At 72.2% G+C, this 26,648-nt stretch carries 28 protein-coding genes; 14 read left to right on the forward strand and 14 right to left on the reverse strand.

Translation table 11 applies throughout. The annotated features are described in order from the left end of the window. Window positions 1–1,239, forward strand: coding sequence for a DUF1501 domain-containing protein (locus NOCA_RS15270; RefSeq protein WP_011756165.1), 1,239 nt, complete (start codon window positions 1–3; stop codon window positions 1,237–1,239). A gap of 10 nt (window positions 1,240–1,249) precedes the next feature. Here NOCA_RS15270 and NOCA_RS15275 read toward each other — a convergent pair whose 3' ends face one another. The 4 genes from NOCA_RS15275 to NOCA_RS15290 form a co-directional block, all read right to left on the reverse strand. After that, window positions 1,250–2,197, reverse strand: coding sequence for an Acg family FMN-binding oxidoreductase (locus tag NOCA_RS15275; RefSeq protein ID WP_011756166.1), 948 nt, complete (start codon window positions 2,195–2,197; stop codon window positions 1,250–1,252). A 104-nt stretch (window positions 2,198–2,301) separates the two neighbouring features. Continuing rightward, complete coding sequence (locus NOCA_RS15280; RefSeq protein ID WP_041546571.1) at window positions 2,302–2,484, reverse strand: hypothetical protein; 183 nt, start codon at window positions 2,482–2,484, stop codon at window positions 2,302–2,304. Window positions 2,485–2,608: 124 nt separating this feature from the next. Continuing rightward, entirely contained in the window at window positions 2,609–3,712 is a 1,104-nt protein-coding gene (locus tag NOCA_RS15285) for an NAD(P)H-dependent flavin oxidoreductase (RefSeq protein ID WP_011756167.1), read from the reverse strand. Between the two features lie 29 nt (window positions 3,713–3,741). Further along, on the reverse strand, window positions 3,742–5,388 hold the full coding sequence (locus tag NOCA_RS15290) for an acyl-CoA synthetase (protein WP_011756168.1): 1,647 nt from the start codon (window positions 5,386–5,388) through the stop codon (window positions 3,742–3,744). 47 nt (window positions 5,389–5,435) lie between these two features. Between NOCA_RS15290 and NOCA_RS15295 the strand changes: the two genes are divergently transcribed. Together NOCA_RS15295 and NOCA_RS15300 are read left to right on the forward strand one after the other, a co-directional pair. Then, the gene (locus NOCA_RS15295; protein WP_011756169.1) at window positions 5,436–6,236 is read left to right on the forward strand and encodes a crotonase/enoyl-CoA hydratase family protein; all 801 of its coding nucleotides are present in this window, start codon (window positions 5,436–5,438) and stop codon (window positions 6,234–6,236) included. 48 nt (window positions 6,237–6,284) lie between these two features. Next, window positions 6,285–7,127, forward strand: a complete 843-nt coding sequence (locus tag NOCA_RS15300; RefSeq protein ID WP_011756170.1) for a phosphatase PAP2 family protein — start codon at window positions 6,285–6,287, stop codon at window positions 7,125–7,127. Window positions 7,128–7,231: 104 nt separating this feature from the next. Here the strand turns inward: NOCA_RS15300 and NOCA_RS15305 are convergent, their stop codons facing one another. From NOCA_RS15305 to NOCA_RS15320, 4 genes are all read right to left on the reverse strand, one after another. Beyond that, on the reverse strand, window positions 7,232–7,417 hold the full coding sequence (locus NOCA_RS15305; RefSeq protein ID WP_083768308.1) for a LacI family DNA-binding transcriptional regulator: 186 nt from the start codon (window positions 7,415–7,417) through the stop codon (window positions 7,232–7,234). A 48-nt stretch (window positions 7,418–7,465) separates the two neighbouring features. Further along, entirely contained in the window at window positions 7,466–9,085 is a 1,620-nt protein-coding gene (gene fadD8, locus NOCA_RS15310) for a fatty-acid--CoA ligase FadD8 (RefSeq protein WP_041546572.1), read from the reverse strand. Window positions 9,086–9,157: 72 nt separating this feature from the next. Continuing rightward, a complete protein-coding gene (locus NOCA_RS15315; RefSeq protein WP_011756173.1) occupies window positions 9,158–9,922 on the reverse strand; it encodes an endonuclease/exonuclease/phosphatase family protein in 765 nt (254 codons plus the stop codon). Window positions 9,923–10,060: 138 nt separating this feature from the next. Continuing rightward, the gene (locus NOCA_RS15320; protein ID WP_011756174.1) at window positions 10,061–11,119 is read right to left on the reverse strand and encodes an LLM class F420-dependent oxidoreductase; all 1,059 of its coding nucleotides are present in this window, start codon (window positions 11,117–11,119) and stop codon (window positions 10,061–10,063) included. A 61-nt stretch (window positions 11,120–11,180) separates the two neighbouring features. Between NOCA_RS15320 and NOCA_RS15325 the strand changes: the two genes are divergently transcribed. From NOCA_RS15325 to NOCA_RS15340, 4 genes are read left to right on the forward strand one after another with little or no spacing between them, the layout of a single operon-like run. Continuing rightward, on the forward strand, window positions 11,181–12,140 hold the full coding sequence (locus NOCA_RS15325) for a Zn-ribbon domain-containing OB-fold protein (RefSeq protein WP_011756175.1): 960 nt from the start codon (window positions 11,181–11,183) through the stop codon (window positions 12,138–12,140). Between the two features lie 20 nt (window positions 12,141–12,160). Then, window positions 12,161–13,228: a thiolase domain-containing protein gene (locus NOCA_RS15330; protein ID WP_011756176.1), complete on the forward strand. Its 1,068-nt coding sequence runs from the start codon at window positions 12,161–12,163 to the stop codon at window positions 13,226–13,228. After that, window positions 13,228–14,394: a thiolase domain-containing protein gene (locus NOCA_RS15335; protein WP_011756177.1), complete on the forward strand. Its 1,167-nt coding sequence runs from the start codon at window positions 13,228–13,230 to the stop codon at window positions 14,392–14,394. Before NOCA_RS15330 ends, NOCA_RS15335 begins: the two co-directional genes overlap by 1 nt. 17 nt (window positions 14,395–14,411) lie before the next feature. Continuing rightward, window positions 14,412–14,726, forward strand: coding sequence for a helix-turn-helix domain-containing protein (locus NOCA_RS15340; protein ID WP_011756178.1), 315 nt, complete (start codon window positions 14,412–14,414; stop codon window positions 14,724–14,726). Window positions 14,727–14,738: 12 nt separating this feature from the next. On the opposite strand, the gene NOCA_RS15345 is transcribed toward NOCA_RS15340, so the two are convergent. Both NOCA_RS15345 and NOCA_RS15350 read right to left on the reverse strand, forming a co-directional pair. Next, a complete protein-coding gene (locus NOCA_RS15345; RefSeq protein ID WP_011756179.1) occupies window positions 14,739–15,341 on the reverse strand; it encodes a ClpP family protease in 603 nt (200 codons plus the stop codon). A gap of 5 nt (window positions 15,342–15,346) precedes the next feature. After that, window positions 15,347–15,949: a ClpP family protease gene (locus NOCA_RS15350; protein WP_011756180.1), complete on the reverse strand. Its 603-nt coding sequence runs from the start codon at window positions 15,947–15,949 to the stop codon at window positions 15,347–15,349. Between the two features lie 103 nt (window positions 15,950–16,052). On the opposite strand from NOCA_RS15350, the gene map reads away from it, so the two are divergent. Then, entirely contained in the window at window positions 16,053–16,820 is a 768-nt protein-coding gene (gene map / locus NOCA_RS15355) for a type I methionyl aminopeptidase (protein ID WP_011756181.1), read from the forward strand. A gap of 12 nt (window positions 16,821–16,832) precedes the next feature. On the opposite strand, the gene NOCA_RS15360 is transcribed toward map, so the two are convergent. Further along, window positions 16,833–18,074, reverse strand: coding sequence for a cytochrome P450 (locus NOCA_RS15360; RefSeq protein ID WP_011756182.1), 1,242 nt, complete (start codon window positions 18,072–18,074; stop codon window positions 16,833–16,835). 110 nt (window positions 18,075–18,184) lie between these two features. On the opposite strand from NOCA_RS15360, the gene NOCA_RS15365 reads away from it, so the two are divergent. Continuing rightward, on the forward strand, window positions 18,185–19,351 hold the full coding sequence (locus NOCA_RS15365; protein WP_011756183.1) for a steroid 3-ketoacyl-CoA thiolase: 1,167 nt from the start codon (window positions 18,185–18,187) through the stop codon (window positions 19,349–19,351). Between the two features lie 41 nt (window positions 19,352–19,392). Here the strand turns inward: NOCA_RS15365 and NOCA_RS15370 are convergent, their stop codons facing one another. Beyond that, window positions 19,393–20,274, reverse strand: coding sequence for an SDR family oxidoreductase (locus NOCA_RS15370; RefSeq protein ID WP_011756184.1), 882 nt, complete (start codon window positions 20,272–20,274; stop codon window positions 19,393–19,395). Then, a complete protein-coding gene (locus tag NOCA_RS15375; RefSeq protein ID WP_041546573.1) occupies window positions 20,274–21,044 on the reverse strand; it encodes an SDR family oxidoreductase in 771 nt (256 codons plus the stop codon). The genes NOCA_RS15370 and NOCA_RS15375 overlap by 1 nt, the downstream gene beginning before the upstream one ends. A gap of 37 nt (window positions 21,045–21,081) precedes the next feature. Here NOCA_RS15375 and NOCA_RS15380 point away from each other — a divergent pair, with 37 nt between their 5' ends. The 4 genes from NOCA_RS15380 to NOCA_RS15395 are packed head-to-tail and all read left to right on the forward strand — an operon-like array spanning window position 21,082 to window position 24,587. After that, complete coding sequence (locus NOCA_RS15380; protein ID WP_011756186.1) at window positions 21,082–21,861, forward strand: enoyl-CoA hydratase family protein; 780 nt, start codon at window positions 21,082–21,084, stop codon at window positions 21,859–21,861. After that, entirely contained in the window at window positions 21,858–22,739 is an 882-nt protein-coding gene (locus tag NOCA_RS15385; protein ID WP_011756187.1) for a CoA transferase subunit A, read from the forward strand. Before NOCA_RS15380 ends, NOCA_RS15385 begins: the two co-directional genes overlap by 4 nt. After that, window positions 22,736–23,506 carry a CoA-transferase subunit beta gene (locus NOCA_RS15390; RefSeq protein ID WP_011756188.1) on the forward strand — a complete coding sequence of 257 codons (771 nt, stop codon included), beginning with the start codon at window positions 22,736–22,738 and terminating at the stop codon, window positions 23,504–23,506. Before NOCA_RS15385 ends, NOCA_RS15390 begins: the two co-directional genes overlap by 4 nt. Further along, window positions 23,499–24,587 carry an NAD(P)H-dependent flavin oxidoreductase gene (locus NOCA_RS15395; RefSeq protein ID WP_011756189.1) on the forward strand — a complete coding sequence of 363 codons (1,089 nt, stop codon included), beginning with the start codon at window positions 23,499–23,501 and terminating at the stop codon, window positions 24,585–24,587. Before NOCA_RS15390 ends, NOCA_RS15395 begins: the two co-directional genes overlap by 8 nt. Here NOCA_RS15395 and NOCA_RS15400 read toward each other — a convergent pair. Beyond that, window positions 24,584–25,240, reverse strand: a complete 657-nt coding sequence (locus NOCA_RS15400; RefSeq protein ID WP_140403826.1) for a hypothetical protein — start codon at window positions 25,238–25,240, stop codon at window positions 24,584–24,586. The two genes, NOCA_RS15395 and NOCA_RS15400, sit on opposite strands and share 4 nt — an antisense overlap. Window positions 25,241–25,354: 114 nt before the next feature. On the opposite strand from NOCA_RS15400, the gene NOCA_RS15405 reads away from it, so the two are divergent. After that, entirely contained in the window at window positions 25,355–26,644 is a 1,290-nt protein-coding gene (locus NOCA_RS15405; RefSeq protein WP_011756191.1) for a CehA/McbA family metallohydrolase, read from the forward strand. Window positions 26,645–26,648 lie beyond the last annotated feature (4 nt).

Consider the following 26,648-nt stretch of genomic DNA (forward strand, 5'->3'; position numbering starts at 1 on the left):
ATGACCGACCCCTGCTGCCCCGAGTTCGCCCGCCTCTCGCGTCGCGGGCTGTTCTCCGGCGCCGTCGCCCTGGCGGGCGCGACGACGATCGTGGGGACCGCCGCGATCACCACGTCCGCGGCCGCGCTGGCCCCGGCCCCGTCGGTGCTCGTCGTGCTGTCGCTGCGCGGTGCTGCCGACGGCCTCTCGCTCGTGGTCCCGCACGCCGACCCGGTGTACTACAGCGCCCGGCCGAGCATCGCGGTGCCCGCCGCCGCGCTGCTCGCGAAGGACGCGATGTTCGGCCTGCACCCGGCGCTGGAGCCGCTGCTGCCGCTCTGGCGGGCCGGTCGGCTCGCGGCCGTGCACGCGACCGGGCTGCCGGCCCCGAACCGTTCGCACTTCTCCGCGATGGAGGAGGTCGAGGACGCCGATCCCGGCTCCGAGGTCCGCACCGGCTGGCTGAACCGGCTGATCGGCACCGACCCGGGCACCTCGCCGCTCCAGGGCTTCAACGTCGGCGGCGGCGTCGTACCGACCTCGCTCTACGGCCCCCAGGGCGTGATGTCCGCCGGCGACGTCGACTCCGTGCGGATCCCCGGCGACGACAAGTGGGACACCACCAAGGGCCGCCGGTCCTCCCTGCACCGCCTGTGGGACGACGACCGGAGCACCCTCGGCACGGCGATGCGCTCCATGTTCGCCGCGCTCGACGACTTCGCGCCGGCGCGCGAGAGCGCCGACAACGCCGAGGCGTACCCGCGCACCGACATCGGGCGGGCGCTCTCGGAGGTGGCTCGCGTGATCCGCGGCGACGTCGGCGTCGAGGTGATCACCGTCGACCAGGGCGACTGGGACATGCACTCCGACGTCGGCAGCGTCGAGCGGGGCTGGCTGCGCGACAACGCCCGCGACCTGGCGGCCGCCATCGCCGCCTTCTTCGGCGACCTCGGCGACCAGGCCTCGAAGGTGACCCTCGTGACCATCAGCGAGTTCGGCCGGCGGGTCGTCGAGAACGACAGCTACGGGCTCGACCACGGCTACGGAAACGTGATGTTCCTGGCCGGCGCCGGGGTCAAGGGCGGCCGGTACTACGGCACCTGGCCCGGCCTGTCGGCCGAGCTCGACTCCGACCTGCTCGTGACCACCGACTACCGCAGCGTGCTCGCCGAGGTCGTCTCGACCCGGTTCGGCGCGTCCACGGCCGCGGTGTTCCCGCGCTTCTCCCCCGAGCCGGTGGGCGTGATGACCTCGCTCTGACCCGCGCCGCTCATCGCGGGGCGAGCCCACCCCGACCTGCGCTGACCCGCACCGGCCGGCGCGGGCTCGGCCGGGCCGGCTCGCTCGGGCCGAGGCGGGCCACCATCTGAGGGACCCGCCCGTGCAGGACGGCGCCGAGCCGGGCCCGCACGGCCGGGCTGGCCTCGCAGGGCTGGTTCTCGAAGGCCGCGGACAGGCCCGCCACCGCCGCCACCAGCAGCACCCGCTCCAGGGCCTGACCGGCCCGCAACCAGTCCCCTGGCTCGTCGTCGTGGGTCGCGAGCACCACGACAGCCGGCGCATCCTCCACCAGACGAGCGTTGGCGGCACCGCGGCGCCGGCCCAGGTCGAGGTGGGCGACGGCGAACCGGGTCGGCACCAACGCGGCCGGCGAGACCGTCAGCCCGTCGCCGCCGCGCCGGGTCCGGAACCACCGGGCCAGCTCCCGCCGCCAGCCCCGGTCGCACCACAGGACCCGGTCGCCCTCGGCGACCAGGCCGGCCACCGCGTCGCGCTGGAGCGCGTCCATCACGTGCAGGCAGGCCCCCTCGGCCCGCGCGGCCGCCCGCAGCGCGGCCAGCGTGTCGGGGGTGATCGACGCCGGGGCGAAGGACCCGTGGTGGGTGTGCCGGGTGGCGAGCGCGCCGTACAGCACGGCCTCGTCACCGGGCGGGCCCGTCAGGTACACGGTGGCGAGGTGGTCGGGGTCCTCGTCCGGGAACGGCTCCACGATCACCCCGGTGCCGTCGTGCGCGGCCGCCACGCGGAGCGCGAACAGCGCGGCGCCGCAGCTGATCACCAGCTCGCGACCACGCGGGTCGTTGACCGGGAGGGCCCGGCGGCGGTCGGCGTACAGCTCGAGGCGCCGGCCGTCGTCCGACGCGACCCAGCGCCAGGGCTGCGTGTTGTGGGACGACGGCGCCCGGGCTGCTGCGGCGACGAGCTCGGTGATCGACATGGGGCCTCCCACACCGAGCGTGCCTGCCGGCCCGAGCGGCGATCAGGGGCGAAGGTCCGCCTCCGGGGAGCCGCTGGACCCCCTACTTCCGGGCTACTTCCGGGCTACTTCCCGGCGGTCCGGCCCGGATGCTGCCCCGCGTGCTGCGGACCGACCTGCTGGACGGCGCCGTCGTCCTGCCGCAGCCGGTCGACGGCGTGCTGCAGGTCGGAGACCTGAACGATGGTCAAGAGCGCTGCGATCGCGATGACGAGCGCCGTCGCGATGCCGTGAAGTACGTCGCGCATCTGAAGTCCCCCCAGACTCGATGATCGCGGTGGTGCGGTTCCCCCCTGGATCCCCCTGGACTCCAGGGTGCCACGCCGCCCCTCACGAGCGTGGCAGGCACGACGTGATTTTGCCGACGAGCGGCTACTTCCGGATCGACTCCAGGCGACCCACCGCCTCCTCGAACTCCGCGACCAGGCTGGCCATCACCTCCGCGACCGGGCGCACCTGGTTCATCCGGCCGACGATCTGGCCGATCGGCATCGAGATCACGTCGGGGTCGCCGGAGGCGTTGATCCGGTTGTGGGCGTCGGCGACCAGGAGGTTCTGCAGCGGCATCGGCAGCGGCTCGGGTGCGTCCTGCTCGGCCCACGCCTCGGTCCACTTCGTCTTCAGCAGCCGGGCCGGCTTGCCCGTGTAGATGCGGGTGCGGACGGTGTCGGAGGAGGTCGCCCGGGTGAACGCCTCGGTCCAGCCCGCGTTGGACTGCAGCTTCTGGTACTCCTCGGTGCCCAGCCAGATCGATCCGGTCCACACGCCCTGCGAGCCCAGCGCGAGGGAGGCCGCGACCTGCCGGCCCGAGCCGATCCCGCCGGCTCCGAGCACGGGGACGTCGGGCCCGACCGCGTCGACGATGTCGGGCTGGAGCACCATGCTCGCCACCTCGCCGGTGTGCCCGCCGGCCTCGTAGCCCTGGGCGACGATGACGTCGACGCCGTTGGCGACGTGCGAGCGCGCGTGCTTCGCAGCCCCGGCGAGGGCGGCGACCAGGATCCCGTGCTCGTGGCACTTCTCGATCACGTCGACCGGGGGCGAGCCGAGCGCGTTCGCGATCAGCACCGTCCGGTGGTTGAGCGCGACGTCGAGGTGCGACCGGGCGACCGAGTGCAGCCAGCCGAGCACCCCGTCGCGACCCTCGCCCTCGGGGAGCGGCGGGACGCCGAGCCGCTGCAGGGTCCGCTCGACGAAGCTCACGTGCTCCTCGGGGATCATCGACTTCAGGTCGACCGAGGTGCCCTCGGTCGGGATCTTCATCGGCATCACGATGTCGACGCCGTACGGCTTGCCGTCGGTGTTCTCGTCGAGCCAGCTCAGGGTGCGCTCGAGCTCGTCGGGGTCGTTGAAGCGGACACAGCCGAGGACCCCCAGGCCCCCGGCGCGGGAGACCGCGGCGGCGACGTGCTCGGACGGGGTGAAGGCGAAGATCGGGTAGTCGATCCCGAACGTGTCGCAGATCGGGGTGCGCATGGTCATCTCTCCTACAGATCGAGGGAGCCTCAGACCGAGGTCGGGTCGACGGTCGGTGCCGTGGCGGCGAAGCCGGCCATCGCCAGCTCCTTGGCCTTCGGGTACTGCGCCTTGCCGGTGGCGTTGCGCGGGATCCGGTCGACGATCGTGAGGGCGCGCGGCAGCTTGTAGCCCGACAGGTGCGCGCGCAGGTAGCCCCGCAGCTCCTCCAGCTCGAGGGAGGCGCCCTCGCGCAGCTCCACGACCGCGGCCACAGCCTGGCCGTAGCGCTCGTGGGGGATGCCGACGACGAGCACGTCGTACACGGAGGGGTGTCCCTTGACGGCCATCTCGACCTCCTCGGGGTAGACCTTCTCGCCGCCGGTGTTCACGCAGTTGGAGCCACGGCCCAGGAGGGTGACCCGGCCGCCCTCCTCGATCCGGGCGAAGTCGCCCGGGACGGAGTAGCGCTCGCCGCCGATGGTGAGGAAGGTGGTGGCCGACTTCGCCGGGTCCTTGTAGTAGCCGACGGGGACGCTGCCACCGCGGCCGAGCCGGCCGACCTTCCCGATGTCCGTGGTGACGTCCAGGACCCGGCCGTCCTCGTCGATGACCACGCTGTGCGGGCCGAGGCCGACGACCGGGCCGTCCGGGCTGATGTTGTCCTTCTCCTGCATGCCCATCCCCTGGAAGCCGGTCTCCGAGGCGCCGATCGAGTCGGTGAACACCGCGTTGGGGAAGGCGTCCATCCAGCGCTTCTTCACCGGCGGGCTGAAGATGGCGGCGCTGCTCGAGATCGCGAACAGGCTGGACCCGTCGTAGCCGCCGGCCTCGTAGGCCTCGATGAGGGGGCGGGCCATGGCGTCGCCGGTCATGAAGATCAGCTGGACCTGGTTCTCGTCGATGATCTGCCAGGTGCGCACGGGGTCGAACCTGGGCTCCAGGATCGTCAGGTGCCCGGCGAACAGGTGCATCAGCAGGCCCGCCTGGGCGCCGCCGTGCATCAGCGGGCTCAGCGGGAAGGTGACCATCCGGGGGTCGTTGGCCTGCTTGGACTGGTCGTACTCCTCGAGCGGAGCACCGGTGTAGAAATCGATGCCGCCGCCGAGCACCCGCCAGAAGTCCTCGTGGCGCCACATCACGCCCTTGGGGAACCCGGTGGTCCCACCGGTGTAGATGATGTGGATGTCGTCCGCACTGCGCTCGCCGAAGTCCCGCTCGGCACTCTGGCCGGCGAGCGCGTCCTCCCACAGGACGCCGCCGTACGACGACACGTCGGAGGTGTCCTCCGGCTCGATGGCGTCGCGCATCGCCACGGCGAGGCGCAGCTTCGCGTGCTTCGGGAAGCACGCGGCAACCAGCGGGGCGTAGGTGCGTTCGTGGATCACCGCGACCACATCCGCGTTGTCGAGGAGGTAGTCGAGCTCGGCCTCGACGTAGCGGTAGTTCACGTTGATGTTGACGGCGCGGATCTTGACGACCGCGAGCACCGCCACGACGTGCTCGATGCTGTTCTTGGCGTAGATCGCCACGTGGTCCCCGACCCCGACACCCTGCGCCCGGAGGTAGTGCGCGAGGCGGTTGGCGTCGGCCTCCAGGTCCGCGTAGGTGACGACCCGGTCACCGACCTTGAGGGCGCGGTTGTCGGGCGCGGCATCGACGGCGTGTTCGAAGAGGTCAGCGATGTTGTGAGCCACGAGCGCGAGACTAGAACACGTTCTCGTTTTTGGCTAGGCTCCGCGCCATGACCTCCCCAGCCACGGACGCCCCCCACTGCCTCGTCGAGCAGGACGGCCACAAGCTGGTCGTCACGATGAACCGGCCCGAGACCCGCAACGCCCTCTCCGGGGAGATGCTCGCGATCATGGAGGAGGCGTGGGACCGGGTCAACCAGGACGACGCGATCCGGGCGTGCATCCTCACCGGTGCCGGCGGCTACTTCTGCGCCGGCATGGACCTCAAGGCCGCGACCAAGCGGCCGCCGAGCGAGAGCTTCGAGTCCGGCTTCGACCCCTCGGTGATCAAGGGGCTGCTCAAGGGCTTCCGCCTCACCAAGCCCCTGATCGCCGCGGTCGAGGGCCCGGCGATCGCCGGCGGCACCGAGATCCTCCAGGGCACCGACATCCGGATCGCCGGCGAGTCGGCGCGCTTCGGCATCTCCGAGGCGAGGTGGAGCCTCTATCCGATGGGGGGCTCGGCCGTCCGGCTGCCGCGCCAGATCCCGTACACGGTGGCGATGGACCTGCTGCTCACCGGCCGGCACATCAAGGCACCGGAGGCCAAGGAGATCGGGCTGATCGGGTACGTCGTCCCCGACGGTCAGGCGCTCGCGAAGGCACACGAGGTCGCGGACCTGGTGTGCGCCAACGGGCCGCTCGCGGTGCAGGCGATCCTGCGGACCGCCCGCGCCGCCGAGGGCAGGCACGAGGCGGACTGCTGGGCCGACGACGCTGCCGTCGGCATGGCGGTGTTCGCCTCCGACGACGCCAAGGAGGGGCCCCGGGCGTTCGCCGAGAAGCGGTCACCGGAGTTCCAGGGCCGCTGATCGCCCGAATCCCCGGCGGCGCCGCCGCCCCGCTGCCAGACTGGCCAGGTGCCGTGGCCGACCTGGGATCAGGCCGCTCTGGCCGCCGTCCTCAGCGTCGCGCTGTGGTGGGCGCTGCGCCGGATCCGCTCCGAGCTGACGCGCCCGCTGGAGCCCGTCGCCGCCGAGTTCGCGCTGATCTCCTCCCTCTACGCGGTGTGGCGGCTGGCCCGGATGCTGCCGCTGACGGCCGACGCCGGCGCGATGGACCGGGCCCGCGACATCGTGACCGCAGAGCACTGGCTGCGTCTGCCCACCGAGCTGTCGCTGCAGCAGTTCGTGCTGCGCCACGAGTGGCTCGGCGAGCCCACCTCCCTCTACTACGCGACGCTGCACGTACCGGCGCTGATCGCGTTCCTGGTCTGGTTGTTCTTCCGGCACCGCGACCGCTACCCCCACTGGCGCAACGGGCTCGCGCTGGTCACCGCGGGATGCCTGGTGATCCGCTTCGTCCGGGTCGCGCCGCCGCGCTTCTTCCCGGACCTCGGCTACCAGGACCTCTCCCACCACTACGGCGTCTCGGTGTACGGCTCGGACGTCACCACCGGCGTGTCCGACCAGTTCGCCGCGATGCCGTCGATCCACGTCGCCTGGGCCGCCGTGGTGTCGTTCGGCGTCGTGGCCGTGAGCACCAGCCGGTGGCGCTGGCTGTTCCTGCTGCACGTCGTCATCACGACGCTCGTGGTCGCGGCCACCGCCAACCACTGGTGGCTCGACGGCGTCGTCGCGGTCCTGCTGCTGTGGGGCGGCCTGGCCATCGACACGGCCGTCCGGACCCTGCTCGCGCGGCGCCGGGGCGCGCCGCCCGCGCTCGAGGTGGTGCCGGCGCCGGCGTACGCCGAGGAGCGTTGACCGGCACCGCTCAGGAGGTGCGGCCCGGTGCGGCCGTCGAGCCGCGGGGGACGAGCGTCGTCGCCAGCTCGGCGTGGACCTCGCGATCGGCTGCCGCACGGTTGTCAACGGAGGGCTGGCCAGCTCCGCCTGTTACGCAGGCTGCGGGCCACCAAGCTGGCCTCGTGTCCGAGGCGGTGGACCACCTCGGTGACGTGCGCGGACGTCTCGCTGGACACCCCGTAGCGGCCGTTGAGCACCTTCGAGACGGTCGAGACGGAGACGCCGGCCTCGGCCGCCACCTGCTGCATGGTCACCCTGCCACCGACGGAGCGGCAGTGCGACGACGCCGCGAGCGGTCAGCCGACCGCGCGGTCCCCGGTCCAGTACTGCGCCCGCAGCGCCTTCTTGTCCGGCTTGCCGAGCGCGGTCAGCGGGAGCGAGTCGGCGACGACGACCTGCTTGGGCGCCTGCACCGAGCCCTTCCGCTCCTTGACCATCTCCTGGATCTCCGCGGTCATCCGGCCGATCGCGTCCTCGTCGCGCGGCGCCTCGGAGCGGAGCACGACGATCGCGGTGACCGCCTCGCCGAACTTCTCGTGCGGGGTGCCGATGACACCGACCTGGGCCACGGCAGGGTGCGCGGCGACGACGTCCTCGACCTCGCGGGGGAACACGTTGAACCCGCCGGTGACGATCATGTCCTTGGTGCGGTCGACGATGTACCAGTAGCCGTCCTCGTCCTCACGGGCCACGTCGCCGGTGTGCATCCAGCCGTCGCGGAAGGTCTCGCCGGTCTCGTCGGGCAGGTTCCAGTAGCCGCCCGCGACCAGCGGCCCGGCCACGCAGATCTCCCCCGGCTCACCCACCGGGACCGCCCTGCCGTCCTCGTCGAGCAGTGCGGTGCGGATGAACGCGGACGGTCGGCCGCAGGAGGCGAGCCGGCGCTGGTCGGCGCCCTCCTGCAGTGCCTCGGCGTGGTCGGCCCTGGGCAGGTAGGTGATCGCCATCGGCGCCTCGGACTGGCCGTAGTACTGCGCGAAGATCGGGCCGAACCGCTCGATCGCCTCCCGGAGCCGCACCGGGTTGATCGCCGACGCGCCGTAGTAGACGGTCTCCAGCGAGGACAGGTCACGGGTCCGGCTGTCCGGGTGGTCCATCAGCGCGTAGAGCATCGAGGGCACCAGCATCGTCGCGGTGATCCGCTGCTCCTCGATCGTGCGCAGCACCTCGGCCGGGTCGAACTTCGCGAGCACGTAGAGGCAGCCACCCTTGAGCACGGTCGGCACGAAGAACGCCGCGCCGGCGTGCGAGAGCGGCGTGCACATCAAGAACCGGGGCGCCTCCGGCCACTCCCACTCGGCCATCTGGATCTGGGTCATCGTGTGCATCTGTCGCGAGGTCCCGATCACCCCCTTGGGCTTGCCGGTGGTGCCGCCGGTGTAGGTGATCGAGACGATGTGGTCGGGCGCGAGGGTGACCGCCTCGAGCGGGACCGGGTCGAACGACGCGGCCGCCGCGTTGAGGTCGTTGCCGACGTGGCTGAGCTCGTCGGGGACCGGACCGACGGTGAGGACCTTCTCCAGCTTCGGGCACCGCTCCAGCAGGCCGAGCGCCCGCTCGACGAACATCGGGACCGGGTCGATGGTGAGCGTGGTGATCTCGGCGTCGTTGATGACGTAGGCGTGGTCGTCCAGGGACCCGAGCGGGTGCAGCGAGGTACGCCGGTAGCCCTGGGTCTGCCCGGCTCCCAGGATGAACAGCACCTCGGGGCGGTTGAGCGCGAGCAGCGCGCCCGCCGTCCCCCGGCCGCCGCCGAGCGCCTCGTAGGCCTGCACGTACTGGCTCATCCGCTCCGCGGCCTGGCCGCCGGTGATGGTCGTCTCACCGAGGTGCATCACGGGCTTGGTGCGGTGCCGCTTGAGCGCGGAGACCATCAGGTGGCCATTGTGGGTGCCGAGTCGCAGGTCGTCCGTCATGCCCCCGAGACTAGAACGTGTTCCAGTTCCGGGCAACGGGCGCGTCGCCCGGCCCACCACCGGCCGCGCCGGTCAGCGGAGCCGGATCGTGCTCACCAGGCGCGGGTGGTCGGAGCCGGCGTTGCCCTCGGTGCGCGCCGGGCGGGCGCTCACGCCGCGGGCGTCCCGGTACAGGTGGTCGAGGCCGGTACGCCCGCCCTGCCTCCGGATCGGGGCGAGGCCGGGCAGGTCGAGGTAGCGCACCCGGTTGAAGTCGCCGCAGGCCAGCACCGGGATGTCGCGGTCCGCGCGGCGCAGCTCGCGACGCAGCACCCGGGCGTGCTCGCGCCAGTTCCGCTGTCGCATCTGCTTGAACGGCTTGCGCCGCTGGTTCCAGGCGCCCTGCACCATGTGGGTGTTGTAGACCGCGACCAGGCGTCCGGTCACGGCGTCGCGCAGCACGGCGCGGGTGATGAACCGCGGAGGCGAGTAGGACTTCACCCGCGGCGCGGCCTGGACCGTGTCGGCGTCGACCAGGCTGAACCGGTCCGCGCGCCAGGACAGCGGTACCTGACCGGCCACACCGGACTCGACGTAGTGGTCGTAGCCGCGCATGCTCCTCAGGAGCTTCTCCTTCGACTGCGGCAGCGCGACCTCCTGCCAGCAGATGACGTCGGCGAACCCGGTGAACCGCCCGGTGCCGCGGTGGCTGTTGTGGGTGCCGAACGTGAACGCGGCAGCGCCCTGGGCGCGCTCGGCGCCGGCGGCGGTCGGCGCCACCGCCGTGGTGGTCAGCAGGACGGGGACCAGCGCGAGGAGCGCGACCCACAGCGGCGCGCGACGGGACAGGCGAGGCACGGGAACCTTCCGGACGGGAGGAACGGCGCGGCGTCGCGCCCGAGACTGACTCCTCCACCATCGGCAGGCCCGGACGAGACCTGAAGGGCGGACGGGCCGGCGAGCAGGGTGCCCCCGGTCACAGCCGACCGGCTCGGCTCAGGCGAGCAGCTCGGCGACCGAGCGCACCTCCTCGGGCGAGCCGAGGCTGAGCAGCAGCGTCGTGACGCCCGTCTCCTCCCACTGCGCGACCTTCTCGCGGACCTCACCCGCGGTGCCGATGATGTGCATGTCGTCGACCAGCTCGTCGGGGACCAGCGCGGTGGCGCGGTCCTTCTCCCCCGACAGGTACAGCTTCTGCACCTCCGCGGCCAGGTCCTCGTAGCCCATCCGGACGAACACCTGGTTGTGGAAGTTCGCCTCCTTGGCACCCATCCCGCCCATGTAGAGCGAGACGAACGGCCGCATCGCGTCGAGGACCGCGGCCTTCTCCTCGGCGCTGCTCACCACCTGGAGATGACAGGTGGCCGCGATCTCGAAGTCGGAACCGCCCAGCCACGGGGCAGAGTGCCGGGCGCCGGGCCGGGCGAACCCCTCGTCGAGCCAGGGCCGGTACATGCCCGCCGACTTCGGCGTGTAGAAGATCGGGATCCAGCCGTCGGCGATCTCCGCGGTCTGCGCGACATTCTTCGGTCCCTCGGCGCCCAGCCAGATCGGCACGTCGGCCCGCAGCGGGTGCACGATCGGCTTGAGCGGCTTGCCGAGACCGACCGAGCCCTCGCCGGCGTACGGCAGCGGATAGTGCGGACCGTCGTTGGTCACCGGTGCCTCCCGGGCGAGCACCTGGCGGATGACGTCGACGACCTCGCGGGTGCGGGCCAGCGGCTTGGCGAACGGCTGGCCGTACCAGCCCTCCACGACCTGCGGCCCGCTCACGCCCATCCCGAGGATCACCCGGCCGCCCGAGAGGTGGTCGAGCGTGAGCACGTGCATCGCGATCGACGTCGGCGCCCGACCGGACATCTGCACGATCGACGTGCCGAGCCTGATCCGCGAGGTCTCCCGGCCCCACCAGGCCAACGGCGTGAATGCGTCGCTCCCCCACGCCTCGGCGGAGAAGATCGCGTCGAAGCCGGCCTCCTCGGCCGCCGCGACCAGCGCGCCGACACCCCGAGGGGGCTGCGCACCCCAGTAGCCGAGCTGCAGTCCGAGCTTCATGTGATCTCTCCTGTCGTGGGGGACGCTTGCCCGATCGTAGAACCTGTTCTAGTTTCGGACCATGACACGAACACTGTCAGCACCGGTCACCGTAGCGTTCGACTACACCCGCTCCACCGGTCCTGTCCTGGGGCGCTTCCTCACCGGGCTGCGCGACGGCCGGGTCGTCGGGGCCCGGACCTCGGACGGCCGGGTCGTCGTACCGCCCCCGGAGTTCGACCCGGTGAGCCACGAGGCCGTCACCGAGTTCGTCGAGGTCGCCCCCACCGGCACCGTCACGTCCTGGACGTGGGTCCCCGAGCCGGTGCCCGGCCAGCCGTTCGACCGGCCGTTCGCGTTCGCGCTGGTGACTCTGGACGGCGCCGACACCCCGTTCCTGCACGCGCTCGACCTCGCCTCCCCTGACCAGGTGTCGACCGGGATGCGGGTGCGGGTGCGCTGGGCCGAGGAGCGGGTCGGTGCGATCACCGACATCGCGTGCTGGGAGGCGCTGGACGCGGTCGTCGAGGTGCGAGGCGAAGCGAGACTCGCAACCACCGACCCGGTGACCGGCGTGATCACCCCGGTCTCCCTCGACTACCTGTACGCCGCGTCGCCCGAGGAGTCGGCCTTCTACCGCGGCCTCAACGAGGGCCGGATCGTCGGCCAGCGCTGCCCGGCCTGCCAGAAGGTCTACGTCCCGCCGCGCAGCGCCTGCCCGTCGGACGGGACGCCGACCGCCGAGGAGGTCGAGGTCGCGCAGACCGGCACCATCACGACGTTCTGCGTGGTCAACGTGCCGTTCCTCGGCCAGAAGATCACGCCGCCGTACGTCTCGGCGTACGTCCTGCTGGACGGCGCGGACATCGCGGTCCTGCACCTGATCCTCGGCGTCCCCGCCGACGAGGTGCGGATGGGGATGCGGGTCAAGGCGGTGTGGAAGCCGGAGGAGGAGTGGACCTACTCGCTGGAGAACATCGACCACTTCGAGCCCACCGGCGAGCCCGACGCCGACTACGACACCTACCGCCAGCACCTCTGAGAAGGAAGCGAGAGGCGCCGATGAGAGACGTCGCCGTCGTCGGGTTCGCCCAGCGACAGATGCCCGTGTTCGACGGGTCCCCGACCTGCGTGGAGCTGCTGGTCCCGCTGTTCGCCGAGTGCTACGAGCAGACCGGCTGGACCCGGCGCGACATCGGGTTCTGGTGCTCGGGGTCCTCGGACTACCTCGCCGGACGCTCCTTCTCGTTCGTGTCGGCGGTCGACGCGATCGGCGTGATCCCGCCCGTGAACGAGTCCCACGTCGAGATGGACCTGGCGTGGGCGCTGTACGAGGCGTGGCTCAAGATCCAGACCGGTGAGGTCGACACCGCGCTCGTCTACGCGTTCGGCAAGGCCTCGGCCGGCGTGCTGCGCCGTACCCTCGCCCTCCAGCTGGAGCCGTACACGATGACGCCGCTGTGGCCCGACACCATCTCGCTGGCGGGGCTGCAGGCCCGGGCAGGGATCGACGCGGGCGTCTGGGACGAGCGGGCGATGGCCGAGGTAGCCAACCGGTCCCTGACCGACGCGGAGAAGAACGAGTACGCGATCCGCAAGGGCGGCTCCTCCGTCGAGGAGCTGCTGTCCCGGCCGATGTACGCCGACCCGCTGCGCAAGCACGACTGCTCCCCGGTGACCGACGGTGCCGCGGCGATCGTGCTCGCCGCCGGCGACCGGGCCCGCGAGGTGCGTGACCGGCCCGCCTGGATCGGTGGCCTGGCGCACCACATCGACCCGATCAGTGTCGGCACCCGCGACCTCACCCGGGCCCCGTCGGCCGCGCGGTCGGCAGCGGCGCTCGACCTCGACGGCGTCGAGGTGGCCGAGTTGCACGCGCCGTTCAGCCACCAGGAGCTGGTCCTGCGCCGCGAGCTCGGGCTCGCCGACGACGTCCGCGTCAACCCCTCCGGCGGCGCGCTCACGAGCAACCCGATGTTCTCCGCCGGGGGCATCCGCATCGGCGAGGCGGCGGCGCGGATCTGGTCCGGCGAGGCGTCGAAGGCCGTCGCGCACGCGACGTCCGGCCCCGCGCTGCAGCAGAACCTGCTCTGCGTCCTGGGCGCTACTACCGAAGGGGCACCGAACTGATGACCAAGCAGCCCGCAGCGGTGATCGGGGTCGGCCAGACCCACCACCGCGCCAAGCGCGAGGACGTCTCGATGGCGGGTCTGTGCCGCGAGGCGATCGACCGTGCCCTGCTCGACGCGAACCTGAGCCTCGACGACATCGACGCGATCGTCGTCGGCAAGGCGCCGGACCTGTTCGAGGGCGTGATGATGCCCGAGCTGTTCCTCGCCGAGGCGCTCGGCGCCGTCGGCAAGCCGCTGCTGCGCGTGCACACCGCGGGCTCGGTCGGCGGCTCCACCGCGATCGTCGCCGCCTCGCTGGTGCAGGCCGGCGTGCACAAGCGCGTCCTGACCGTCGCCTTCGAGAAGCAGTCGGAGTCGAACGCGATGTGGGCGCTGTCGGTGCCGCTGCCGTTCAACATGCCGGTCCACGCCGGGGCCGGCGGCTACTTCGCCCCCCACGTGCGCTCCTACATCCGGCGCTCCGAGGCGCCCACGCACGTCGGGGCGATCGTCGCGGCCAAGGACCGGCAGAACGCGCTGAAGAACCCCTACGCCCACCTGAAGAACCCGGACACCACGGTGGAGTCGGTGCTGGCCTCGCAGATGCTGTGGGACCCGATCCGGTACGACGAGACCTGCCCGTCGTCCGACGGCGCCTGCGCGCTGGTGATCGTGGACGAGGACACCGCCGCCGCGTCGCCCAACCCCGCGTGGATCCACGGCACCGCGATGCGGTCGGAGGCGACCACGGCCGCCGAGCGCGACCAGGTCAACCCGCAGGCCTCGCGCGACGCGGCCGCGGCACTCTGGAAGCAGGCCGGCATCACCGACCCGATCGAGGAGATCGACGCGGCCGAGATCTACGTGCCGTTCTCGTGGTTCGAGCCGATGTGGCTGGAGTCGCTCGGCTTCGCCGAGGCGAACGGCGGCGGCTGGCGGCTCACCGAGTCGGGCGGGACCGCGATGGACGGGCGGCTCCCGGTCAACTGCTCGGGCGGTGTGCTCTCGTCGAACCCGATCGGCGCCTCCGGGATGCTCCGCTTCGGCGAGGCCGCCCTCCAGGTCCGCGGCGCCGCCGGGGAGCACCAGGTCGACGGCGCCCGCCGGGCGCTCGGCCACGCGTACGGCGGCGGGTCGCAGTTCTTCGCGATGTGGGTCGTCGGCTCCGAGAAGCCCTCCAACTGACGGGCTAGAGTCGGGCCATGGGTGACGTCGTCGCATTCCCGGTCCCGCCGCAGCGGCCGGCGGCATCCGAGCCGGAGCCGCTGTGGCGCGAGGCGGTCGGCTACGAGCTGCGCGAGGAACGGCGTACGGCGGGCCGCACGCTGGCCGACGTCGCCGGGGCGGCCGGGGTGTCGACGCAGTACCTCTCCGAGGTCGAGCGCGGCCGCAAGGAGCCGAGCTCGGAGGTGCTCGGGGCCGTTGCCGGTGCGCTCGGCCTGCGCCTGGTCGACCTCACCTCGCGGGTGAGCCGGCGGCTGAGCCGGGTCAGCGGCCCGGTCTGCCTGGCGGCCTGACGGACCCGCCGCTCATCGGTTGACCTTCTTCCGGCTGTCCAGGACGGCGTCGGCCAGCCCGTACGCCACCGCCTGCTCCGCGGAGAGAACCAGGTCCCGGTCGGTGTCGGCGTGCACCTGGGCCACCGACCGGCCGGTGTGCTCGGCCAGGATCTCCTCCATCGCGGTCCGCAGCCGCACGATCTCCTTGGCCTGCAGCGCGAGGTCCGGCAGCGTGCCCTGCCCACCGCCGGAGGGCTGGTGCAGCACCACTCGAGCCCGCGGCAGCACGGTCCGGCTGCCGGGCTCGCCGCCGGCGAGCAGCACCGCGGCGGAGGAGGCGGCCTGGCCGACGCACGTCGTACCGACCGGGGACCGGACGAACTGCATGGTGTCGTAGATCGCGAGCATCGCCGTCACCGAGCCGCCGGGCGAGTTGAGGTAGAGGCTGATCGGCTGGTCCGGGGCGTCGGACTCCAGGTGGAGGAGCTGGGCGATGACCACGTTGGCGACCCCGTCGTCGATCTCGGTGCCGACGTACACGATCCGGTCGGTCAGCAGCCGGCTGTAGATGTCCACGGCCCGCTCGCCGCGCGCGGTCCGCTCGACCACGCTGGGGATGGTGTAGGTGCTCACCATGCTCACCTCAGCCCGAACGAGGGTGCCGGGCGCGCGGGTGTCACCGCGGACACGTCGGTGAGGACCCGGTCGACGAAGCCGTACTCGCGGGCCTGCTCGGCGGTGAACCAGCGGTCCCGCAGCGAGTCCCGCTCGATCACCTCGACGGGCTGGCCGGTGTGCTCGGCGATCAGGCCGGTCATCACGTTCTTGGTGTGCTCGAGGTTCTCGGCCTGGATCTCGATGTCGATCGCGGTGCCGCCGATCCCGGCGGAGCCCTGGTGCATCAGCACCCGCGAGTGCGGCAGCGCGTAGCGCTTGCCGGGGGTGCCGGCCGAGAGCAGGAACTGGCCCATGCTGGCGGCGAGGCCCATCGCCAGGGTGCTGACGTCGTTCGGGATCAGCCGCATGGTGTCGTAGATGGCGAGCCCGGCGCTCACCGAGCCGCCGGGTGAGTTGATGTAGAGCGCGATGTCGCGGTGGGGGTCCTCCGCCGAGAGCAGGAGCAGCTCGGCGCAGAGCTTGTTGGCGATGTCGTCGTCGACCTGCTGGCCGAGCACGATGATCCGCTGGTGCAGCAGCCGGTCGGCCGCGGACAGGCCGGCGAGCGCGGGTGTCTGGGTCATGGCTCGAGCCTGCGGCGTACGCCGTCGGGATCCCAGCGGATCCGCTGTCGGCGGATCTGCCCTCGGCAGAGGAGCCACGGCCCCGCTGGATAGGGTCGCCCCCATGATCGAGCTCCGCACCCCCGCCCAGATCGAGCAGATGCGCCCCGCCGGCAGGTTCGTCGCCGACGTGCTCACCGCGCTCGCCGAGAAGGCGGACGTCGGGGTCAACCTGCTGGAGCTGGACGCGCTGGCCCACTCGATGATCCGCGAGTGCGGCGCGGAGTCCTGCTACATCGACTACCACCCGTCGTTCGGCGCCTCACCGTTCGGGAAGGTGCTGTGCACGTCGGTGAACGACGCGGTCCTGCACGGCCTCCCCCACGACTACCGGCTCGCGGACGGCGACCTGCTCAGCGTCGACTTCGCCGCGAACGTCGACGGCTGGGTGGCCGACTCGGCCCTGAGCGTGGTCGTCGGCACCCCGCGCCCGGAGGACCTCGACCTGATCGAGGTGACCTCCCGCGCGCTCGACGCCGGCATCGACGCGGCCCGGCCGGGCAACCGGCTCGGCGACGTCTCCGCCGCCATCGGCGACGTCGCGCGCGCCGCCGGGCTGGGGATCAACCTCCAGTTCGGCGGGCACGGGGTCGGCCGCACGATGCACGGCGAGCCGCACGTGTCCAACGACGGCCGTCCCGGGCGCGGGCTGAAGCTGCGCCCCGGCCTGGTGATCGCGATCGAGCCGTGGTTCCTGCACACGACCGACGAGATCTACACCGACGACGACGGCTGGACCCTGCGCAGCAAGGACGGGTCCCGGGGCGCGCACATGGAGCACACGGTGGCGATCACCGAGGACGGCCACGTCGTACTGACGGCTCGCGCCTGAGCGAGCCCCGGCTCAGGCGTAACGGACCTGGAGGTCCTTGATGCCGTTGACCCAGGAGTGCCGCAGCCGCTTCGGCTCGGCGAGCTTGGTGATGTCGGGCGCGTAGTCGGCGATCGCGTTGAAGATCGCCCGCATCTCCTGGCGGGCCAGGTTGTGGCCCAGGCAGTAGTGCGCACCGTGCCCGCCAAAGCCCAGCTGCGGGTTCGGGTCGCGCAGGATGTTGAAGGTGTAGGGGTCCTCGAAGACGTCCTCGTCGAAGTTCGCGCTGGCGTAGAACAGCGCGGCCCTCTGGCCCTTCTTGAACCGCACCCCGCCGAGCTCGACGTCGCTGAGGGCGGTGCGCTGGAAGACGCTGACCGGGGTGGCCCAGCGGACGATCTCGTCGACCATCGTGGCCGGCCGGTCGTTCTTCCAGATCTCCCACTGCTCGGGGTTGTCGAGGAAGGCGTTCATGCCGTGGGTGATCGCGTTGCGGGTGGTCTCGTTGCCGGCGACCGCCAGCAGGATCACGAAGTAGCCGAACTCGTCGTCGGTCAGGCCGCGCTCACCCTTGTGGGCGTTGATCAGCTTGGTGATCAGGTCGTCGCGGGGGTTGGCCTGCCGGTCCGCGGCCAGCATCATCGAGTAGCCGAGGATCTCGGCCGCGGCGACCTCGTTCTCGCCGGCGTAGTCCGGGTCCTCGCCTGCGAGCATCTGGTTGGACCACTCGAAGAGCTTGTGCCGGTCCTCCTGCGGCACGCCGATCAGGTCGGCGATCGCCTGCAGCGGGAGCTCCGCAGCGACCTCCTCGACGAAGTTGCCGGTGCCGCGCGCGACGGCCTCCTTCATGATCGTCGTGGCCCGCTGGACCATGGTGTCCTCGAGCTCGGCGATCGAGCGCGGCGTGAAGCCGCGCGAGACGATCCCGCGGGTCGCGGTGTGCTCGGGCGGGTCCTGGTTGATCAGGATCACCCGCTGGAGCTCGACCTGCTCGCGCGCCATCTCCCCGGGGAACCGGATGATCGCGCCGTTCTCGTACGTCGACCAGTTCTTGCTGTCCTTCGAGATCGCGGCGACGTCCTCGTGGCGGGTGACCGCGTAGTAGCCGGTGCCGGCCTCCTCGGCGAAGCCGCTGCGCGGCTCCCACGGCTGTTCGATCCAGGTGATCGGCGCGTGCCGGCGCGCGGCGCGGAACTCGTCGTGCGGGATCGCGCGCTGGATCAGGTCCGGGTCGGTGAAGTCGAAACCCTCGGGGAGGACGTCGGATGCGGTCACTGGAGCTCCCTCAGCTGGCTGGCTGTAACACGTTCTAGTGACAGAGACTACATACCGAAGGTACGCAGGGGAAGGTTGTCCAGGACAAGAACGTGTTCTAGTTTTGTCCCATGGGCACCCCAGTGATCGTCGACGCCGTCCGCACCCCGCTCGGCAAGCGCAAGGGCTGGCTCGCCGGCGTGCACCCCGCCGTACTCCTCGGGTTCGCGCAGCGCCAGGTGCTCGCGCGGGCCGGGATCGACTCCGAGCTGGTCGAGCAGGTGGTGGGCGGCTGCGTGACCCAGGCCGGCGAGCAGTCCAACGACATGGTGCGCCGGGCCTGGCTGCACGCCGGGCTCGCCCAGCACACGGGGGCGACCGCGATCGACGCGCAGTGCGGGTCCGGCCAGCAGTCCGCCCACCTGGTCCACGACATGGTCGCGGCGGGCACCATCGAGGTCGGCGTCGCGTGCGGGGTCGAGGCGATGTCGCGGATCCCGCTGGGCGCCAACGTCCCGCCCGGGCTCGGCGACCCGCGCCCGGACGACTGGACGATCGACATGCCGAACCAGTTCGAGGCGGCCGACCGGATCGCCCGCAACCGCGGCATCACCCGCGCCGACCTCGATGCGTTCGGCCTCGCCTCCCAGCAGAAGGCCCGGGTGGCGGTCGACGAGGGGCGGTTCAAGCGGGAGATCGCGCCGTACGACGCGGCGCCGGTGCTCGACGAGGGCGGCTCGCCCACCGGGGAGACCCGGCTCGTCGACACCGACCAGGGGCTGCGCGACACCACGCTCGAGGGGCTGGCGGGCCTGCGTTCGGTGCTCCCCGACGGACTGCACACGGCCGGCACCTCCTCGCAGATCTCCGACGGCGCCTCGGCGGTCCTGATCATGGACTCCGACCGGGCGCGTGCCCTGGGCCTGACGCCACGGGCGCGGATCGTCACGCACTGCCTGGTCGGCTCGGACCCCTACTACCACCTCGACGGCCCGATCGACGCCACCCAGCGGGTCCTCGACCGGACCGGGATGTCGATCTCCGACTTCGACCTCTTCGAGGTCAACGAGGCGTTCGCCTCCGTCGTGCTGTCCTGGGCCGGCCAGCACCGCGTCGACCTCGACCGGGTCAACGTCAACGGCGGCGCGATCGCCCTCGGCCACCCCGTCGGCTCCACGGGCACCCGGCTGATCACGACCGCCCTCCACGAGCTCGAGCGCCGCGACGCCAGCACCGCCCTGATCACCATGTGTGCCGGTGGGGCCATGGCGACCGGGACGGTCCTCGAGCGGATCTGAGGGGTCGGGCGGCGTTGCGGCTTGGCCAGTGAAACCGGCGCCTACGCCCCGTACACCGGCTCCGGGGCGGGCGCGGCGGCGAGAAGGGCACGCACCGCCGGGCCGACCTCGGCCGCCTCCCACCTGCGGCCGAGGTCGTTCTTGGGGCCGTGGGCCCAGCCGGTCTCGACGGTGATGGTCGAGCCGTCGATCTCGATCACCCGCCCGGTGACGTCGCCGGCGTCGGCCGACGCCAGCCACGCGACGATGGGCGAGTTGTCCTCGGGCATCGCCATCGCCGAGGTGTCGAACGCGCCCTCGGTCATCCGGGTCCGCGCCACCGGGGCGATCGCGTTGACGGTCACGCCGTACCTGCCGAGCTCCTGGGCGGCGACCAGGGTGAGCCCGGCGATGCCCGCCTTGGCCGCGGAGTACGTCGCCTGGCCGACCGAGCCCTGGAGGCCGGCTCCGGACGAGGTGTTGATGACCCGGGCCGCACGCGGCCGCCCCGCCTTCGCCTCCGCCCGCCAGTAGGCGCCGGCGTGGCGCAGCGGCGCGAAGTGCCCCTTGAGGTGCACCCGGATCACCGCGTCCCACTCCTCCTCGGCCGTGTTCACCAGCATCCGGTCGCGCACGAACCCGGCGTTGTTCACCAAGACGTCGAGCCCGCCGTACGTCGAGACCGCCTGCTGGACCATCGCCGCGGCCTGGTCGAAGTCCGCGACGTCGGCGGTGTTGACCACCGCCCGGCCACCGGCGGCCTCGATCTCGGCGACGACCGACTCGGCCGGGGTCTCACCGGACTCCTCACCCGCCAACGAGACGCCGTAGTCGTTCACGACCACGGCGGCGCCGTGCCGGGCGAGCTCGAGTGCGTGCGCGCGGCCGATGCCGCGGCCCGCGCCGGTCACGATCGCGACCCGACCTTCCAACAATGACGACATCACGGCCCCTTCGAGACGATGTTCGAGACGACGAGGAAGGCGGGTGGCTCTCCCCCGCCGTGGCAGGCGAGGCTCGCCCCGGACACGTACGACGCCAGGTCGCTGGCCAGGAACGCCGCGACGTTCCCGACCTCGATCGGGTCCGCCATCCGGCCGAGCGGGATCGTCTGCTCGATCGCGGCTACCGAGACGTCGTCCCCGTAGTGGTCGCCGGTCTGCTCGGTCCGGCACAGCCCCACGTCGATCGCGTTCACGCGTACCTTGGGCGCCCACTCCATCGCGAGCGAGGCGGTGAGCGAGTCGAGGCCGGCCTTGGCCGCGCCGTACGCCGCGATCGTCGGCGCCGGGCGGTTCGCGGAGACCGAGGAGATGTTGACGATCACCCCGCCCGCGTCCTGCTGCTGCATCACGGCGTTCGCGGCCTGCGCGCACACCAGCGGCGCGAGCAGGTTGAGCCCGACGATCTTCTCGTGGAACCGCGGCGACGCGGTCGCCGCGTCGCTCGCGGGCGCTCCCCCGGCGTTGTTGACCAGTACGTCGAGCCGGCCGTGCGACTCGGCCACGGACGCGACGAGCGCCTGCACCGCGTCGGCGTCGCGCACGTCGCAGGCCCGGTGTGTCGTCCCCGGCACCGGCTCGACGTCCGAGCGCGAGCAGGTGACGACCGAGGCGCCGGCGGCGAGCAGCGACCGGGTGATGCCGAGCCCGATGCCGCGCGTCCCGCCCGTGACGAGCGCGACGCGTCCGGTGAGGTCCACGGCCAGCGACATGGGACGAGCATACCAAGCAAGTGTTAGGTTGGGTGCCATGGCGATCACTTCGGACCTCCGCGACGACGGCATCCGGGTGGTGACGATGGACGCGCCCCCGGTCAACGCGCTGACCGTGCAGGGTTGGTACGACGTCGCCGCCGCCCTGGACGCGGCGGCCGGCGACCTCGACACCAAGGTCGTCGTGCTCCGTGCGGAGGGCCGCGGCTTCAACGCCGGCGTCGACATCAAGGAGATGCAGCACACCGGCGGCTTCGAGGCCCTGATCGGCGCCAACCGGGGCTGCTTCGCGGCGTTCAAGGCGGTCTACGAGTGCGCCGTGCCGGTCGTCGCCGCGGTCCACGGCTTCTGCCTCGGCGGCGGCGTCGGGCTGGTCGGCAACGCCGACTGCGTGATCGCCAGCGACGATGCGTACTTCGGCGTACCGGAGGTCGACCAGGGCGCGCTCGGCGCGGCCACCCACCTGGCCCGGCTGGTGCCGCAGCACCTGATGCGCACCCTCTACTTCACCGCGCGGACCATCCCGGCCACGGCGCTCGTCCAGTTCGGCTCGGTGCTCGAGACCGTCCCCCGCGACCAGCTCGACGACGCCGCGCTGAAGGTCGCCGGCGAGATCGCCGCCAAGGACACCCGGGTGATCCGGGCCGCCAAGGAGGCGCTCAACGGCATCGACCCGGTCGACGTGAACCGGAGCTACCGGTTCGAGCAGGGGTTCACCTTCGAGCTGAACCTGGCCGGCGTGAGCGACGAGCTGCGAGACGCCTTCGCGGGGACCGACAAGGGATCTCGACGGGCTCGATCCACGGAGGCACGGTGACCACGGGACCACGCGACAAGCAGATGACGATCGACGAGGTCGTCGGAGAGCTGCGCGACGGGATGACGATCGGCATCGGCGGCTGGGGCGCGCGCCGCAAGCCGATGGCGCTCGTGCGGGCGATCCTGCGCAGCGACCTGGCGGACCTCACGATCGTCAGCTGGGGCGGTGCGGACGTCGGGCTGCTCGCCCGCGCCGGCAAGATCCGCAAGCTGGTCTTCGCGTTCGTCAGCCTCGACTCGATCCCGCTGGAGCCGAACTTCTCGAAGGCCCGCCAGGAGGGCGCGATCCCCGAGCTCGTCGAGCTCGACGAGGGCATGTTCCAGACCGCCCTGCGGGCCGCGGCGCAGCGGCTGCCGTTCCTGCCGATGCGCGCCGGCCTCGGCTCCGACGTGCTGGTCAACCAGCCGTGGATCAAGACGGTGACGAGCCCGTACGACGACCACGAGGAGCTGGTCGCCGTACCGGCGCTGCGCCTCGACGTCGCGCTCGTCCACCTCAACCGGGCCGACCGGCACGGCAACGCGACCTACCTCGGACCCGACCCGTACTTCGACGACCTGTTCTGCATGGCCGCCGAGCGCGCCTACGTCTCCGTCGAGCAGGTCGTCGACACCGCCGGTCTCACCGTCGACACCGCCGTCCAGCGGTTGCTGCTGAGCCGGATGATGGTCAGCGGCGTGGTCGAGGCCCCGAACGGCGCGCACTTCACCACCTGCACGCCCGACTACGAGCGCGACGAGCGGTTCCAGAAGGCGTACGCCGCGGCCGCCGGCGGGTCGGACGAGGACTGGACGGCGTTCCACGACCGCTTCCTCACGGGCGACGAGGCGGCGTACCAGGCGGCTGTGCGCGCGTTCGGGGAGGAGCAGGCGTGAGCGCGACCAGGGCGGATGTGTGTGCCGCGGCGATCGCGGACGCGTTCCGGGACGACGGCGAGCTCTTCGCCAGCCCGATGGGGCTGCTGCCGATGCTCGGCGTCCGGCTGGCCAAGCTGACCAGCAACCCCGACCTGGTGATCTCCGACGGCGAGTCGCTGTTCCTCGCCGGCGTCCCGCCGCTGAACGCGGTCGCGGACGTGGTGGAGGGGTGGATCCCGTTCGGCAAGGTCTTCGACGTGGTCGCCCACGGCAAGCGGCACGTGATGATGGGCGCGACGCAGATCGACCGGCACGGCAACCAGAACATCTCTGCCATCGGCGACTGGGCGCGGCCGAAGCGCCAGCTGCTCGGGAGCCGCGGGGCGCCCGGCAACACCGTCAACAACCGCACGTCGTACTGGGTGCCGCGGCACTCCCCCCGGGTCTTCGTCGAGCGCGTCGACATCGTCTCCGGCGTCGGGCCGCAGCTCGCCAAGGAGGCCGGCCCGGCGGCGGCGCGCTACAACGACATCCACCGCATCGTCACCAACCTCGGCGTCTTCGACGTGCAGGGCGACGGCGACACCGTGCGGCTGCTCAGCGTGCATCCCGGCGTGCGCGTCGACGAGGTGCGCGAGGCGACCGGCTTCGAGCTGTCCGGCGGAGCCGACGTGCCGACGACCCGCGAGCCCTCGACGGAGGAGGAGGTCCTGATCCGCGAGGTGCTCGACCCCCAGGGGCTGCGGTTCAAGGAGGTCCCCCAGGAAGCAGGCGGGCGTGATTGAGCAGCTGATCCGCACCCCGTTCACCGACCTGGTCGGCGTCCGGCACCCGGTCGTGCAGACCGGCATGGGCTGGGTCTCCGGGCCGCGCCTGGTCAGCGGCACGGCCGACGCGGGCGGCCTCGGCATCCTGGCCAGCGCCACGATGACGATGCCCGAGCTGGAGCGGGCGATCCTCGAGGTCCAGGGCCGCACCGGCGCGCCGTTCGGCGTGAACCTCAGGGCCGATGCCGCCGACGCACCCGACCGCTGCCGGCTGCTCATCGAGCACGGCGTCAAGGTCGCGTCGTTCGCGCTGGCACCGAAGCCCGAGCTGATCGCCATGCTCAAGGAGCACGGCGTCGTCGTGATGCCCTCGATCGGCGCGGCCAAGCACGCGGTCAAGGTCGCGTCATGGGGCGCGGACGCGGTGATGGTGCAGGGCGGCGAGGGCGGCGGCCACACCGGCCCGGTGCCGACCACCCTCCTGCTGCCGACTGTTCTGGACGCCCTGCACGACTCCGGGGTGGACATCCCCGTCGTCGCCGCCGGCGGCTTCTTCGACGGCCGCGGCCTCGCGGCCGCGCTGTCGTACGGCGCGGCGGCGATCGGCATGGGCACCCGGTTCCTGCTCACGCAGGACTCGGCCGTCCCCGACGCCGTGAAGCGGCTCTACCTCGAGCGCGGCCTGACCGACACGGTCGTGACCACGAAGGTCGACGGCATGCCGCACCGGATGCTGCGCACCGACCTGGTCGCCGAGCTCGAGGAGACCAGCGCCGTGCGCCGGCTGGGGCCGACGATGCGGCGCACGCTGGAGTTCAAGCGGTCCAGCGGGATGAGCTGGCCGGCCCTGCTCAAGGACGGCCGGGCGATGCGCAAGGCCCAGGGCCGCACCCTGGGCCAGGTGGCGCTCGCCGCGAACACCCCGACGATGCTGCGCGCCGGCCTGGTCGAGGGCGACACGTCCGCGGGAGTCCTGGCCAGCGGTCAGGTGGTCGGCCTGATCGACGACCTGCCGACCTGCGAGGAGCTGATCGACCGGGTGGTCACGCGCGCCGCGGACGAGCTGCGCCGGGCGGCGACGTACGTGCTCTCGCCCTAGCGGCCAGGCACGAGCCCGCGGGGCGGCGCCCACTCGCCGGTCGTGCGCAGCTCCTCGTAGATGGCGTACTCCGGGGCGAAGAACGCGTCGAGCCGCGCCCGCATCGTGCGGCTGAGCTCCGGCTCGGGGCGCACGGTCGACTTGTTGTCGGTGCGTACGTCGATGCCGCCGCCGACCTTGGCGCCGATCCAGGTCTGCCACACGTCGGGCTGCTCGAGCGCGAACAGCCGGTCGACCCCGAGGTCGAGCTGGTCGCTCAGCGCGACGAACCGGGCCGGGCGGCCGCGGAGCGTGCCGGGCCGGGGATCGCCATCGACGTACCGCCCGACGAACTCCTCGAAGCTCAGGTCGCCGGTGTACTTCGCGGCGTCCTCCTGGGCAAGCGCGGGCCGCTGACGGTAGCGCCACCACGACTCCAGCCAGGCGGTCGGCTCGCGGAACAGCGAGACCAGCTCGTAGTCCTCGCGCTCGTAGCCCGCGTTGCGCAGCACCGGGACGATCAGGGTGTGGAAGGACCGGCAGTTCATGTGCTTGAGCCGCGGGTTGATCCGCAGCAGCAGCTCCGCGTGGCCCTGCAGCGAGCGCACCAGCGAGGTCGAGGCGCACTTGGGCATCGACAGCAGCACGAAGCCGTGGGCCGGAAGCCCGATCATCTGCACCCCCTGTCGCCGATCCGCCGAACGCCGGGCAGCCTACAGGGGCCGGAGTTCACCCTTCGTTCGCCCGACCGACCGTCACCCCGGGGCGCGGCGGGCGTTGGGCCGGGCATGTGCGACGGCCACCACCACGCGACGCTGCCCTCCCGACCGCTCACCCGGCGAGCGACGATCGCGGCGGGCGCGGGCCTGCTGCTGGCCTCGTCGGTCGGCACCGCCACGGGGGCGATCGCGGGCACGGGTGCCGCCCGCACGTCGCGGCTCGGCCGAGGGACCCGCCTCGTGCACGCCGACCTGCACAACCACACGCTGCTCTCCGATGGCGACGGCGACCCGGGGCTGGCGTTCGACTCGATGCGCGCCGCCGGGCTCGACGTCGCCGCGCTGACCGACCACGCGACGCTGTCCGACAACGTGCTCGGCGACGCGCTGACCGGGATCCTGCCGCCGGAGTACACCCAGCTCGGCGGGCTCACGCCCGGCGGCTGGGCGCGGACGCAGGAGTACGCCGACGCCGCGAACCAGGACGGTGCCTTCACCGCGATCCGCGGCTTCGAGTGGTCCGAGCCGCTGCTGGGCCACGTGAACGTCTGGTTCACCGAGCACTACACCGATGTCGTCCAGGCCGGGCTGATGCAGCCGCTGCTGGAGTGGCTGCGGCGCGAGCCGGGACTGGTCCTGGACGGCGGCGCGGACGGGCTGGCCGGGTTCAACCACCCGGGCCGCGAGCCGGGGCGCTTCCAGGAGTTCACCTACGACGAGCGGGTCCGCGACCAGGTCGTGTCCCTGGAGATGTTCAACCGCCGCGACGACTTCCTGTTCGAGGGCTGGGCCGACGACAGGTCGTCTCCCCTGGTCGCCTGCCTCAACGCGGGCTGGCGCACCGGCATCACCGGGGTCACCGACGAGCACGGCACCGACTGGGGCCACCCGGAGGGCAAGGGCCGCACCGGCCTGTGGGTCCGCGAGCACTCGCGGGCCGGCGTGAAGGAGGCGATGCGGGCCCGGCGGTTCTTCGCGACCCGTACGTCGGGGCTGCGCGTCGATGCGACCGCGGCGACGCCCGCCGGCACCGTGCGGCGGATGGGGTCGGAGCTGCCGCTGCGGGCCGGGACGGTGCGGTTCCGGCTGGACCTGGCGCGCGACACCTCGTGGATCGGGCGGCCGCTGACCGTGCAGGTGCTGCGGCCCGGCACGGACGCGCCCACCGTCACCCACGTCGAGGAGTTCCGGGTCGGTCCCGTCGTGGACTTCGCCGTACCCCTCGACGTCGCGGACGGCGACTGGGTGCTGCTGCGGGTCGCCGACCCGAGCCAGCCCAACGCCACGCCCGGACCCGACGGACATGCCTGCAACGACCTCGGCGTGGCCTACACCAGTCCGTGGTGGCTGGTGCCCTAGCCTG

Origin of the sequence: Nocardioides sp. JS614 (genome assembly GCF_000015265.1) — a bacterium.
Classification (GTDB): Bacteria; Actinomycetota; Actinomycetes; order Propionibacteriales; family Nocardioidaceae; genus Nocardioides.